The organism is Glutamicibacter sp. JL.03c, from assembly GCF_025854375.1.
Classification (GTDB): domain Bacteria; phylum Actinomycetota; class Actinomycetes; order Actinomycetales; family Micrococcaceae; genus Glutamicibacter.
Map to the genome: position 1 here is coordinate 1794379 of NZ_CP107575.1, position 13683 is coordinate 1808061.

At 60.4% G+C, this 13683-nt stretch carries 11 protein-coding genes; 2 read left to right on the plus strand and 9 right to left on the minus strand.

What is annotated here, in order from left to right; all coding sequences use genetic code 11:
• Positions 1-24 precede the first annotated feature (24 nt).
• Together aspS and hisS are read right to left on the minus strand one after the other, a co-directional pair.
• Complete coding sequence (aspS, locus tag OF385_RS08250; protein ID WP_264274962.1) at positions 25-1824, minus strand: aspartate--tRNA ligase; 1800 nt, start codon at positions 1822-1824, stop codon at positions 25-27.
• A 91-nt stretch (positions 1825-1915) separates the two neighbouring features.
• Positions 1916-3238: a histidine--tRNA ligase gene (gene hisS / locus OF385_RS08255; RefSeq protein WP_264274963.1), complete on the minus strand. Its 1323-nt coding sequence runs from the start codon at positions 3236-3238 to the stop codon at positions 1916-1918.
• Between the two features lie 142 nt (positions 3239-3380).
• Between hisS and OF385_RS08260 the strand changes: the two genes are divergently transcribed.
• Positions 3381-4739: a DUF349 domain-containing protein gene (locus tag OF385_RS08260; protein ID WP_264274964.1), complete on the plus strand. Its 1359-nt coding sequence runs from the start codon at positions 3381-3383 to the stop codon at positions 4737-4739.
• Between the two features lie 60 nt (positions 4740-4799).
• Positions 4800-5423: a hypothetical protein gene (locus OF385_RS08265; protein ID WP_264274965.1), complete on the plus strand. Its 624-nt coding sequence runs from the start codon at positions 4800-4802 to the stop codon at positions 5421-5423.
• A gap of 19 nt (positions 5424-5442) precedes the next feature.
• On the opposite strand, the gene OF385_RS08270 is transcribed toward OF385_RS08265, so the two are convergent.
• The 7 genes from OF385_RS08270 to ruvC all read right to left on the minus strand — a co-directional run bounded on the left by OF385_RS08270 (position 5443) and on the right by ruvC (position 13683).
• Entirely contained in the window at positions 5443-7710 is a 2268-nt protein-coding gene (locus OF385_RS08270) for a RelA/SpoT family protein (protein ID WP_264274966.1), read from the minus strand.
• Positions 7711-7947: 237 nt separating this feature from the next.
• The gene (secF, locus tag OF385_RS08275) at positions 7948-8916 is read right to left on the minus strand and encodes a protein translocase subunit SecF (RefSeq protein ID WP_264274967.1); all 969 of its coding nucleotides are present in this window, start codon (positions 8914-8916) and stop codon (positions 7948-7950) included.
• Complete coding sequence (gene secD, locus OF385_RS08280) at positions 8909-10642, minus strand: protein translocase subunit SecD (RefSeq protein ID WP_264274968.1); 1734 nt, start codon at positions 10640-10642, stop codon at positions 8909-8911. The genes secF and secD overlap by 8 nt, the downstream gene beginning before the upstream one ends.
• 59 nt (positions 10643-10701) lie before the next feature.
• Positions 10702-11112 carry a preprotein translocase subunit YajC gene (yajC, locus tag OF385_RS08285; RefSeq protein WP_264274969.1) on the minus strand — a complete coding sequence of 137 codons (411 nt, stop codon included), beginning with the start codon at positions 11110-11112 and terminating at the stop codon, positions 10702-10704.
• Positions 11113-11299: 187 nt separating this feature from the next.
• Positions 11300-12349, minus strand: a complete 1050-nt coding sequence (ruvB, locus tag OF385_RS08290; RefSeq protein ID WP_022875214.1) for a Holliday junction branch migration DNA helicase RuvB — start codon at positions 12347-12349, stop codon at positions 11300-11302.
• 24 nt (positions 12350-12373) lie between these two features.
• Positions 12374-12991, minus strand: coding sequence for a Holliday junction branch migration protein RuvA (ruvA, locus tag OF385_RS08295; protein WP_264274970.1), 618 nt, complete (start codon positions 12989-12991; stop codon positions 12374-12376).
• A gap of 92 nt (positions 12992-13083) precedes the next feature.
• The gene (gene ruvC / locus OF385_RS08300; RefSeq protein ID WP_255164406.1) at positions 13084-13683 is read right to left on the minus strand and encodes a crossover junction endodeoxyribonuclease RuvC; all 600 of its coding nucleotides are present in this window, start codon (positions 13681-13683) and stop codon (positions 13084-13086) included.

Sequence of the window (13683 nt, forward strand, 5' to 3'; positions counted from 1 at the left end):
CCGGCTTGGTATAGCTACGTAAGACTACTTGGCTTCAGCCTTGGCTTCGGCCTCTTCGGCCTTCTTCTTCTCAGGCTTGAAGTCGATGCCAGCTTCCTTGCGCTGCTGCGGGGTGATTGGCGCAGGAGCCTGGGTCAGCGGATCGAAACCGCCACCGGTCTTAGGGAAGGCGATGACGTCTCGGATGGACTCCGAGTTGGTCAGCAGCTGCAGGACACGGTCCCAGCCCAGGGCGATGCCGCCATGCGGCGGGGCGCCGTACTTGAACCCTTCGAGCAGGAAGCCGAACTGCGTGTCGGCCTGCTCCTGGGTGACGCCCATGAGCTTGAAGACGCGTTCCTGAACGTCGCGCTGGTGGATACGGATCGAGCCGCCACCAATTTCATTGCCGTTGCATACGATGTCGTAGGCGTAGGACAGCGCCGAACCTGGATCGGTGTCGAAGGTGTCCATGAACTCTGGCTTGGGGCTGGTGAAGGCGTGGTGCACAGCGGTCCAGGCGCCGGCACCCACGGCCACGTCGCCCGAGGCCACAGCATCGGAGGCAGCTTCGAACATTGGCGCGTCGACGATCCAGACGAAAGCCCAGTCACCTTCCTTGATCAAACCGGTGCGGTGGCCGATCTCGACACGGACCGAGCCGAGCAGGGCGCGGGACTCGTTCTTCTTGCCCGCCGAGAAGAAGATGCAGTCGCCGGCAGATGCGCCGGTGGCTGCGGCCAAACCGGCCTTCTCCTCGTCCGAAAGGTTCTTGGCCACCGGGCCGGCCAGCTCGCCATCTTCCTTGATCAATACGTAGGCCAGGCCCTTGGCACCACGCTGCTTGGCGAATTCCTGCCAGGCATCCAGGGTGCGGCGTGGCTGCGAGGCGCCCCCAGGCATGACCACGGCGCCGACGTACTCGGACTGGAAGACCTTGAAGGAGGTGTTCGCGAAGTACTCCGTCATCTCGGTCAGCTCCAGGCCGAAGCGCAGATCCGGCTTGTCCGAACCGTACTTGGCCATGGCCTCCGAGTACGCCATGCGGCGGATCGGGGTCGGGACCTGCACGTCGATCAGGCTCCACAGCTCGGTGACCAGCTTCTCGCCGAGCTCGATGATGTCATCTTCCTCGACGAACGAAGCCTCGATGTCCAGCTGGGTGAACTCCGGCTGGCGGTCCGCGCGGAAGTCCTCATCGCGGTAGCAGCGTGCGATCTGGTAGTACTTCTCGAAACCGCCCACCTGAAGCAGCTGCTTGAACAGCTGCGGGGACTGCGGCAACGCGTACCAGCTGCCCGGGGTCAGGCGGGCCGGCACGACAAAGTCGCGGGCGCCTTCCGGGGTGGAACGGGTCAGGGTAGGGGTTTCGATCTCGATGTAGCCCTGATCGTGCAGCAGGTTGCGTGCCACGCGGTTGGCTTCCGAGCGCAGGCGGATGTTGCGTGCCGGGGTGGGGCGACGCAGATCCAGGTAGCGGTGGCGCAGGCGCGCCTCTTCGCCGACCTCGACATGCTCGTCAACCTGGAAAGGCAGCGGGGCGGCGGTGTTCAGCACGGTCACGGTGTCCGCGATGACCTCGATCTGGCCGGTTGGCAGGTTCGGGTTCTCGTTGCCTTCCGGGCGGCGCTCGACGGTGCCGACGATCTGCAGCACGAACTCATTGCGCAGCGGGTGGAAATCCTCTTCATCGCGCACGACAACCTGGGCCACGCCCGAGGCATCACGCAAATCCAAGAAGGCGACACCACCGTGGTCACGGCGACGGGCGACCCATCCGGTAAGGGTGACCTGCTGTCCAATGTGCTCGGCGTTCAAGACGCCCAGCTGATGAGTGCGTAGCACTACGATCCTTTCGGTCGGTTGGGAAAGTTTCTCCCCATGAAGTTTAGTGCACCCTCGAGGGGTGCCGTTGCGGGCAGCCAAGCCCAAAGCGTTAGCTGATGGCGATCTTAAGGTCTTCGGCCGCAGGCATCCAGGACTGCGGATCGGCCGCAACTTGCTCGCCGGAGCGGATGTCCTTGACCTCGTGGGTGCCATCGGCGTGGGTGAACCAGACAAATGGAATTCCCCGGCGATCAGCGAATTTGATCTGCTTGCCGAACTTCTCCGCGCTGGCCGCCACTTCGCACGCGACGCCTCGCTCGCGCAGCTTGGACGCGACATCCTGGGCTTCGTGCCAGGACTCGTCAGTGGCCAGCGTGACGTATACCACCGATGGCACGCTGCGGCTGGCGGTGACAACCTCTTCGGCGAGGATGCGGGAAATCAGTCGGGTCACCCCGATGGACAAGCCCACGCCCGGGTAATTCTTCTTGCCCTTGGAGGCCAGCGATTCGTAGCGGCCGCCGGAGCAGATGGATCCCAGGGACTCATGGCCCACCAGGACGGTTTCGTACACGGTGCCGGTGTAGTAGTCAAGGCCGCGGGCGATGGACAGGTCGGCCATGACCTTGCCCGGAGCACGCTTGGAGGCGGCATCGATCACCTGGGAGAGCTCATCGAGGCCGGTATCCAGCAGTTCATGGGTTACACCCAGGGCGCGGACCTGTTCGACGAAGGAAGTATCCAGGGTGCGGATCTTCGCCAGCGCCAAGGCCGCATCGGCCTGTTCGCGCGTCGCGCCGACTTCCTCAACCAGGATCTTGGCGACAGCTTCATCGCCGATCTTCTCCAGCTTGTCGATAGCGCGCAGCACCGCGTCCGGGTCATCAAGGCCCAAGCCACGGTAGAAGCCCTCGGCCAGCTTGCGGTTGTTCACGCGCAGGCGGAAGTCGCCGATCGGCAATGCGGACAGGGCATCGGCAATGGTCAGCGCCAATTCGACGTCGTAGCTGAACGGCAGGGTGCCATCGCCCACCACGTCGATGTCCGCCTGGGTGAACTCGCGGAAACGGCCATCCTGCGGGCGTTCGCCGCGCCAGACCTTCTGCATCTGGTAGCGGCGGAACGGGAAGGCGAGGTGGCCGGCGTTCTCCACCACGTAGCGTGCGAAGGGCACCGTCAGATCGAAGTGCAGTGCCAGGGCGTTCGGATCGTTCTTGTCATCCTCGGCGGCTAGGCGGGAGAGCCCGTAGACTTCCTTGTCGATTTCCCCCTTGCGCAGCAATTGCGCGCGGGTTTCCACGGCACGGGTCTCGATATTGGCGAATCCATGAAGCTCGAATACCTGACGCAAGGTGTCCAGCACGTGCTGTTCGACAGCCCGTTCGGCGGGAAGCCATTCGGGGAAACCTGATAGTGAGGCCTTGCGTGCCATGAAACTCCTTAGTGCAATTTGGTCTACCACACCATCTTAAGCCTGTTTTGCAAGAAACCTGTGCACGTCGGCTTACTAAGAAACGGAGGTCACAGGTAGAGTTGCCTATAGCAAGTGCTCGTAAAGTGAAAGAGTTTCAGCGGTGACCAGCAGTCAGCAATCCGACGACAGCCAGAAGACCCCTTTGCCGCAGGCGCAGAAGCCTGCCGCAAAACCGGTTGTAGCGCCCAGCGTCGCACACACCACTCCCCTCGATGAAGCGGCAAAATTCGCCCGTGTCACCGAGGACGGCCATGTCTTCGTGATTATCGATGGCGCCGAATTCCCAGTGGGCCAGTACCCAGATGCCTCGCAGGAAGAAGCCCTGGGCTACTTCGTGCGCAAATATGACGATGCGCTCTCGCAGCTGATGCTGCTCGAGCAGCGTGTCGTGGCCAAGGCTCCGGCTGGCGAACTGGGCAAGGCCGTCCAGGCACTGTCGGCCACCGTCGCAGAGCGACACATGGTCGGCGACATCCCGGCCCTGGAAACCCGTCTTGAAAATGCCCGCGTTGCCGTCGAGAGCCTGAACGCCGAACAGCGCAAGGCCCACGATGAGGCCCGTGCCGAACAACTGGCCGCTCGCGAATCGATCGTCGAGCAGGCCGAGGCCATGGCGGCCAAGCGCCCCGAGCAGATCCAGTGGAAGACCGCTTCGGCTTCCATGAATGAGCTGTTCGAGCAGTGGAAGGCCTCCCAGCGTTCCTCGGTTCGCCTGCCACGTGCCACCGAAGACGCACTGTGGAAGCGGTTCCGCGCCGCTCGCACCACCTTCGACCGCCATCGCCGCGCCTACTTCTCGCAGCTTGATTCGACCAATGCATCGGCCAAAGCCGTGAAGGAAGAATTGATCGCTCGTGCCGAAGCGCTGCAGAGCTCCACGGACTGGGCCGCTACCGCTGCCGAGTACCGCAAGCTCATGGACGAATGGAAGAAGTCGCGCCGCGCTTCGCGCAAGGATGACGACCAGCTCTGGAGCCGTTTCCGCGCGGCCCAGGATGTCTTCTTCCAGGCACGTGCCGCGGAGAACGCCAAGATCGACGAGGAATACGCGCAGAACCTTGTCGTGAAGGAGGCCTTGCTCGAGGAGGCCCGCGCTCTGCTGCCGATCAAGGATCTTGCCACGGCCAAGGCCAAGCTGGATTCCATCCGCGATCGCTGGGAAGCTGCCGGCAAGGTGCCGCGCAACGACTTGCAGCGCATCGAATCGGCACTGCGCCAGGTCGAAGACGCGGTCAAGGGCGCGGAAGACGAGCAGTGGCGCCGGTCCAACCCGGAGACCAAGGCTCGTTCGAACTCGATGCTCAGCCAGCTGCAGGACACGATCGCAGCGTTGGAAGATGACCTTGCAGCAGCCCAGGCCAAGGGCAATGCGAAGCAGATCGCAGCTGCCCAGGAGGCTCTGGATGCACGCCGCATGTGGCTGAACACCCTGGAAAAGTCGGCAGCCGACTTCCAGTAAGTAATCCACAGATCGCCAGCACACCGTCAACGCGACGGCGCTTGCTGGTTCAGTAGCCACATGGAATCGAAAAATTACCAGGCTACCGGGCCAGGCGCCGTCGCGTTGCGCATTCCTGAGGACCTCTGGATCGCCGGCCAAATGTTCAGCCGCAATGAGTTGCAGGCAATGGTGTCGAATGGACTGCTGCGCGAAGTGCTTGGAGATTGCTTTCTCCCCGGCCAGATTCAGATCACCGCGTCGCTGCGCGCGCGAATTGCCGCTTTCGTGTGTGGACGGGAATTGAATTCGCGTACCGTTCTAGCGAGGCAAACCGCTGCATGGGTCCATGGGCTATTGCCCGAAGTTTTCACGATCTGCATCTACACCGATGCCTATCATCGCCCGTTTGAACCGGGCTTCGGCCTTAGGGCTGAATTCATGCAGGCCGTGGTGCCGGAGACGCAGATGGTTTTCCGCAGCCGGGTCAAGGTGACATCAGCGTTGCGCAGCGTCTGCGACTGCGCCCGCTTCGACCCGCTACCGATAGCAAGCCGCGTCCTGGAAAATGCAATCTCCCTGAACGATCCCTATCTGAATCTCATCTCTATCAGGCAGAACCTGAATACCTATGAGAAATCTCCGGAAAGATCCCGTGCCCTGCGCCTCATCGACTCATTCGACGACATGGCGCAGGCCGCATGAGCTTCCTCAGCAGTTGCTCTTAACGGCGTGAACCGGCAGTAGTGCGGTACACGTCGTACACGCCATCGATGCGGCGCACCTGATTGAGCACGTGGCTCAGGAATTTCGGATCGCCCATTTCGAAGGAGAAGCGCGAGAGCGCCACGCGGTCCTTGCTGGTCTGCACCGTGGCCGAAAGAATATTCAAGTGGCTCTCGGACAGGATCCGGGTGACATCGGAAAGCAGCGATTTGCGGTCCAGCGCTTCAACCTGGATCTCCACGAGGAATACGCCATGATGCTTGGCGGCCCAGGTGACATTGACCAGGCGGTCAGGCTCATTGGAAAGCTGCGTGAGGTTCAGGCAATCTGAGCGGTGCACCGAGACACCAGCACCTCGAGTGACAAAGCCCTGGATCTCATCGGGTGGCACCGGGGTGCAACACCGAGCCAGCTTCACCAGGACGTCGCCAACACCTTCGACAATCACACCCGCGTCATTGCCCGTAGTGGGGCTCGGAGCGTTCGGGCGGACTACGGCTTCCTCATCGACCTGTTCGGCCTCTGGAGGGCCAATGAGGGCCGTCAGGTGCTCGATGACATTCTGCGCGCTGGTATGCCCGTCGCCAACCGACTGGTACAAGGCGGAGATATCCGTATGATGCAGCTCATTGGCCACGGCAGCGAGCAGGTCGTGGGTCATCAGCTTCTGCAGCGGAAGGTGATTGCGTCGAAGCTCCTTGGTGAGGAGCTCCTTGCCCTTTTCGATGGCTTCTTCGCGGCGTTCCTTGGAGAAGTAGCCGCGGATCTTTGCTTTGGCCCTCGGCGACTTGACGAAGTTCTGCCAGTCCTGGGATGGCCCTGCGCCTTCGGCCTTCGAGGTGAACACCTCAACGACATCGCCCTGTTTGAGCTCGGTATGCAGTGGCACGAGCTTGCCGTTGACGCGGCTGCCAATAGTGCGGTGGCCAACATCGGTGTGGATCGCGTAGGCAAAATCGACAGGTGTTGCGCCCACCGGCAGCGACATGATGTCGCCTTTTGGAGTGAAGACATAGACCTCGGCCGAGCTGATCGTATACCGCAGGCCATCGAGGAACTCTTCGGAGTCGGTGGTATCCGCCTGCCACTCCATCAGTGAACGCAGCCAGTCCATGTTCTGCTCTGGCGAGAGCATGGAGTTGGCGTTTTGGCCGTGCTTGTACTGGAAGTGCGCGGCCACACCGTACTCGGCACGAACGTGCATATCATGGGTGCGGATCTGGATTTCTACCGGCTTGCCCTCGGGCCCCATCACCGTGGTGTGCAGGGACTGGTAGAGGTTGAGCTTCGGGATCGCGATGTAGTCCTTGAAGCGGTTAGGCAGCGGGTTCCATTCAGCGTGGACGACGCCCAGCGCGCCATAACAATCTTTGACTGTGTCGACCAGGATGCGCACACCCATCAAGTCATGGATGTCGTCGAAGTCTTTGCCTCGAACAATCATCTTCTGATAAATCGAGTAGTAGTGCTTGGGGCGCCCGGAAACGGTGGCGTGGATATCGACGTTTCCGAGGTCGCCGGACAACGTCTGGCGGATGGACGACAGGTACTTTTCGCGTTCAGGGGTGCGATCCCCCACCATGCGGACAATCTCTTGGTAGACCTTTGGGTGCAAGGCTGCGAAGGAAAGATCCTCGAGTTCCCACTTCACGGTATTCATGCCGAGGCGATGAGCCAGTGGGGCAAAGATTTCGAGCGTCTCTTTGGCCTTGCGCGATGAAGACTCCGCGGAAACGTAGCGCCAGGTGCGGGCGTTGTGGAGGCGGTCAGCAAGCTTGATGAGCAGGACTCGAATGTCACGAGACATTGCGACAACCATCTTGCGCACGGTTTCAGCTGGGGCGGCTTCGCCGTAGGTGACTTTGTCGAGCTTGGTCACGCCATCAACGAGCATGGCGATTTCTTCCGAGAATTCTTTCTTGACCGATTCAAGCGAGTACTCGGTATCTTCAACCGTGTCGTGCAACAGCGCTGCGGCGAGAATCGCGCCGGTCATTCCCATCTCTGCCAAAATGGTGGCCACGGCGACGGGGTGCGTGATGTATGGATCACCGCTCTTGCGCTTTTGGCCATCATGGTACTTTTCAGCCACTTCGTAGGCGTGCACGAGCAAATCCAAATCCGCGCGCGGATGCTTGGACTTGACGGTGCGAAGCAACGGCTCAAGTGTCGGCGAGGTGCTCGGGGTATTCCCGCGACCAGCAAAACGCACTAAACGGGAAATTGAGCGTCGTTTCGAATTGTTCAGGTTTGGCGTATTGGCCATGCCCCGCTCCTTCCCCATTGCCACCTAACGTCACTGGCATGTGCGAGCTATCGCGACGTTACCCGGTGGTAGTTTTCAGCCGTGGGTCCATCCACGACCTTGCACCAAAAAACACGTTGTTTAGTTCATTCGTTATAGCACGTTCGGCCGGTGACAACTAATTACACCGCTTCACGCTCTTGCAAGAAGGCACCTCCAGCAGGTGCTGGAAGTGCCTTCTTGCCGGCTAGGTCGTAGCTACGCTACTCCCATTTTCTTCGTGTGTTCAACGACGTCCGAATCGTTGCGGCGCAACCATTGGTACATCGGCGCTTGAACGAACAGGGTGGACAATGCCGAGATGATAATGCCGACGAACAGGGCCAGGGAAAGATCCTTGAGCGTACCGGCACCGAGCATGTAGGAACCGATGAAGAGAATCGATGCTACCGGCAGCACGGCGACCACTGAGGTGTTGATCGAGCGGACCAGGGTCTGGTTGACCGCGAGGTTCACCAACTGTTCAAAGGTGCGCTTCGACTGCTTGGTGAAGTCCTTAGTGTTTTCACGAATCTTATCGAAGACCACGACGGTGTCGTAGAGTGAATAACTCAGAATCGTCAGGAAGCCAATGATGGCACTTGGAGTGATTTCGAAACCGGTAATCGAGTAGATACCGGCGGTCACGATGATCACGACCAGCAGGCCGACGATGGCAGCCAACGACATCTTCCAGGTGCGGAAGTAGGCGGCCATCAGCAAACCAACCAGAACGACGAACGCGCACAAGCCCAGCAGCGCCTGGCGGGAAACGTCCTGGCCCCACGTAGGGCCGATGAAGTTGCTCGTAACTTCGTCGCTCGATACCTGGTATCCATCAGCCAGCGAGGCTGCGATGGCCAGGGTCTCGTCGTCGCTCAAGCGCTCTGTCTGGACACGCATGGTGTTCGGAGCGATGTTGGTGACGGTTGCCTCGGCGCCCGAAGCCACCGAGGTCACTGCATCTTCACCAATTTTGATGTTGGTGCTCTTGACGTCCGAGACGGTGAATTCCGAACCGCCGCGGAAGTCGATGCCCAGGTTGAAGCCGCCCTTGACCACTGGTACGAGGATCGACAGGATCACCAGCACGCCTGCGATGGCAAACCACAGACGGTGCTTGGAGGTGAACGGGTAGGAACGCTTGCCGGTGTAGAGCTCGTTGCCCCAAGTCACTAGCTTATTCATTGTTCTCCTCCTGAGCGTTCGTCTCTGCAGCGCCGCGCTGCCTCGACTGAGCTGCCTCTGCGCGGCGACGCTCGGCAATAGTCATGCGCTTGGCTGCCTCGCCTGAAGCCTTGGCATTCTTCTTGCCTCGATTCGCTTCCACGTTTTCGCCGAAGCGACGGATCTGGCCGGCGCCCTTGTACAGTGGCTCGACGCCCAAAAGCGATGGGTCCAAACCGGAGAAGCGGTGTCCGTCGGCAAAGAACTTGGTTCGAGCCAGCAGGACCAGCGTTGGGTGCGTCAGACCGTACACCACGACAAGGTCGATGATTGCGGTCAAGCCCAAGGTGAAGGCGAAGCCACGCACGTTACCCACGGCGACGATGTACAGCACCACTGCAGCTAGGACGTTCACGGCCTTTGACGCCAGGATGGTGCGCTTGGCACGGCCCCAGCCGATGTCGACTGCGCTGGCCAATGGTCGGCCTTCACGCAATTCGTCTCGGACACGTTCGAAGTACACGATGAACGAGTCGGCAATCAGGCCGATAGCCACAATCAGACCGGCGACACCGGCCAAGGAAAGTCGATAGTTCATGCCCCAACCGAGCAAGACCAACGCAAGGTAGGTCAAGACACCGGAGACGAGCAGCGAAGCAATGGTCACGATGCCCAGTGCACGGTACTGGAACAGCGAGTACACGAACACCAAGCCCAAGCCGATAATGCCGGCAATCAAACCGGCAGTCAGCTGGTCAGCGCCGAGCGTTGCTGAAACCTGGCGCTCAGACTGGATATCGAAGCTGATCGGCAAGGCGCCGTATTTCAGCTGTTCAGCCAGTGCCTGCGAGGTTTCCTGAGTGAAGCCACCCTGAATTTGCGGGCGGCCGTCAGATACTACAGCATTGGTAGTAGGCGCAGAAATAATCTGACCGTCAAGCACAATGGCGAACTGGTTCTGCGCTCCCTGTAGGGCCACAAGGCGCTGGGTGGTGTCAGCAAAGGTTTTGGTGCCCTGCTGGTTGAATTCGATGACAACAACCCACTCGCCAGTGACCGAACCGTTAACTCCACGGGCCAGCTGCGCGTAGGCGTCAGAGATCTGGTCGCCCGGAATTTCCTGAGGCCCAAGGATGTACTTGACGCCCACCTTCGCATCGCAGGAGATCATGGGCTTCGCTGGATCAGCGTCTTCACTGCTCTTCTTGTCTTCGTCATTGGTGCAGTCGAAGGCTTCGAATTTCTGGTAAAGATCTGCGGTCACCCAATTCGTGTCCGAAGCGTTCTTCGGCTCACCGTTTGGCTTGGGAAGATCAGCCTTGGCAGTTCGCTGGTCCTTGGGAGTCGCTTCATAAGAACCCGAAACGAGTACCGGACGGAATTCCATGGCAGCTGAGGCCTGGATCAGGTCGCGGGTGGCCTGGTCCGGAGTACCGGGCATGGAAACAACCACGTTGCGTCCGGACTGCGTTGTGATTTCAGCTTCGGATACGCCGGAGCCATCCACGCGCTGGCGAATGATTTCTACCGCCTGGTCCAGTTGTTCCTGGTTAATTTCCTGATCACCCTGGACCCGTGGGGCCAGAATCATCTCGGTGCCGCCTTCAAGGTCGAGGGCCAGCTTTGGTCCCCACCCGGTTTTACCGGTCGCTGCACCAGCCACCAGCACGCCGGTTGCGATGATGAAGACGATCAGCAACCACAGCAACGCCTTGCGCGCCTGCTTTACAGGTCTGATTGATGACATCTAATGTGCTTTCTCGTGTTGGTGGCTGTAGTTTCTAACCACCGCCTACTACCCGGAACTTAGGAGTTGCGCTCGTCCTTGCCCTCGTCGTTGAGGCGACGCAGGGACTCGTCTGGGGTTTCAGCAACATCGCTGGACTCGGCTGGCTGCTGTGCTGCCGCAGCCGCTGGCTGGTCATCCAGGAACGTGGAAATTGCTTGGCGATGCAGGGTCAGTACAACGCCGTTAGCGACCTCTACCTGTACGCGGTCCTCGGCGTCAACGCCCACCACGGTGCCGAAGATGCCCGAGTTGGTCATCACCTTGGCGCCTGGCACGGTGTTGTTCTTCAGCTTCTCCTGCTGTGCGGCCTGCTTCTTGCGGCCACGGAACATCATGAAGATCAGCACTGCGAACAAGGCCACCATCAAGATGAGCGAAGGGTTGAAGCCACCGCCGCCGGCGGCCTGAGCGATTACGAGGGAATTCACGTATTTACCTGCTAACGAGTTGTCGAGTTTGAATCAAAAGTTCTAGGTTGCCGATGCGCCCACGGATGGGAATTAACAGCAAAGACGCCCTCCCAGACCCGTAAACGGGTAGAGGTCAGGCGTCTTTAGTCTAATGGCTTACAGTCAGCCGGCAGACCATTTACGCGGGCAGTGAAGTATTGCTTGCCTAATCCTCATCGGATTCATAGCTTTGCGCGCTGGCGAAAATCGCATCCTTGGGCATTGCCAGGCCTAGATGCTCCCAAGCGCCGGGCATTGCGATACGCCCTCGCGGCGTGCGGCCCATCAATCCTTCACGGACCAAATACGGTTCGGCAACGGTTTCAACAGTTTCTGTTTCCTCGCCGACGGCGATGGCCAGGGTGGACAGTCCTACCGGTCCCCCGCCGAATTTCGTGCACAGGGCTTCCAGGACTCCGCGGTCCAACCGGTCTAGGCCTCGCGCGTCCACTTCATACATATCCAGTGCTGCAGCGGCTGCCTTGTGGTCGATTTCTTCGAGCTTATGCACCAGCGCCCAGTCGCGCACGCGGCGCAGCAAACGGTTGGCAATACGAGGTGTTCCCCGTGAGCGGCCGGCGATCTCGGTGAATGCCGCTGAAGTGACGCTGAGATCCAGCATCATCGCTGAGCGGCGCAGCACCAGTTCAAGCTCTTTGACTGCATAGAATTCGAGGTGTCCGGTGAAGCCGAAACGGTCGCGCAACGGACCGGGCAATAGGCCTGCGCGAGTGGTGGCGCCGACTAGGGTAAAGGGTGGCAGTTCCAGGGGAATCGCTGTCGCACCGGCGCCCTTGCCGACAACAATATCAACGCGGAAATCTTCCATCGCCATGTACAGCATTTCTTCGGCGGGGCGCGACATTCGATGGATCTCGTCCAAGAAGAGGACTTCGCCCTCGGTCAATGAGGAAAGAATGGCGGCAAGATCGCCGGCATGCTGAATGGCAGGGCCCGAGGAAATGCGCAATGGCGCGTTCATTTCCGCGGCGATAATCATCGAAAGCGTGGTTTTGCCGAGGCCCGGAGGCCCCGATAGCAGCACGTGATCTGCGGTGCGTTCACGGATTTTGGCGGCTTCGAGCACTAGCGAGAGTTGCTGCCTGACGCGCGACTGCCCGACGAAGTCGTCGAGGTTGCGGGGGCGCAAGGCCGCCTCTAGAACCCGCTCCTCAGGTTCGCTGCCGGCATTGGTCAGCCCAGTGGAATCATTCATCGTAAAGATCCTCTCGAAGTCCGCTTAGGCTCGGGTCCCGCTGGACATGCTGCGCAGCGCGGCGCGCAAGATTTCGGCGACATTGCCCCCGGAAACAATTTCCGGTTCTGCCTTGGAGAGCGACTTGAGCGTGCTGGTTGCGTCCTTTTCGCTCCACCCCAGACCGGTGAGTGCCTCGATCACCTGCGGCTCCCAGACGCTGGCCGTCTCGGCGCCGGGTACCGGCGTCGCGGCAGCGCCGGTTGGAACGAGTTTTCCGTTCAATTCAAGCACGATCCGGCTCGCGCCCTTGGGGCCGATACCCGAAACCTTGGTAAAGGCGGCGGTGTCCTTGGTGTTGGCCGCAATGCGGACTTCTTCCGGGCTGTGAACCGCCAGGATAGCCAGTCCGGTGCGAGGGCCGATGCCCGAAACGGAGATCAGGACTTCGAAGACATCACGTTCATCAGCGCTGGCGAATCCGAACAGAGTCATGGAATCTTCGCGCACCACCATCGAGGTGAATACGGTGGAATCCCGTCCTGCGTGCAAGGTCGAAAGGGTTCCAGGGGTGGCATTAACCAGCATGCCGAAGCCGTTGACGTCAATAACTGCCGTGTTGAGGGTCACCGCTTGAACGGTGCCGGTCAATGAGCTGATCATGCCACTCCTTGGGATATATGTTCGATCGAACCCAGTTTATCGAAGATACCTACGAATCGCGACGTGTGCGCTGCACCGGTGGGTCGTATTGCCTACCGGCGAACTGCTCTCCGTTTGGCCGAGGCCTCGGCCGCGATCCATGCTTGCTGCGCACCGGTGAGCTGGGAGGAGCCAGAGGCACCAGCGGCTGAAGCCGAAGCGTTGGACCCGGAGGCCGCTCCACGCCAACCGTGCGCGATTGCCAAAGCGACGGCGTCTGCCGCGTCGGCGGGTTTCGGAGGCTCATCGAGCCGGCAGATCTTCGCGACCATTTTTCCAATGGCGGCTTTCGTGGCCTGGCCGGAGCCGGTCACCGCGGCTTTCACCTCGGTGGGGGTATGCAGTGCCACGGGGATTCCGCGACGGGCCGCTGCGGTGATGACGACACCCGTGACCTGGGCCGTGCCGATCACTGTCGAAACGTTGGCCGAAGCGAAGACGCGTTCGAGCGCCAGGACATCGGGCTTGTGCTCATCGAGCCATGCGTCGATGGCATTGGCGATCTTCAGAAGCCGGGCATCCAATGGAGTGCCCGGCGGGGTGCCGGCGACGGTGACGTCGACCAGCGATACTTGCCTGTTTGCAGCGACGTCGACCACGGCAAGACCACAACGGGTCAGTCCGGGGTCGACGCCGACTACGCGAAGGGACAA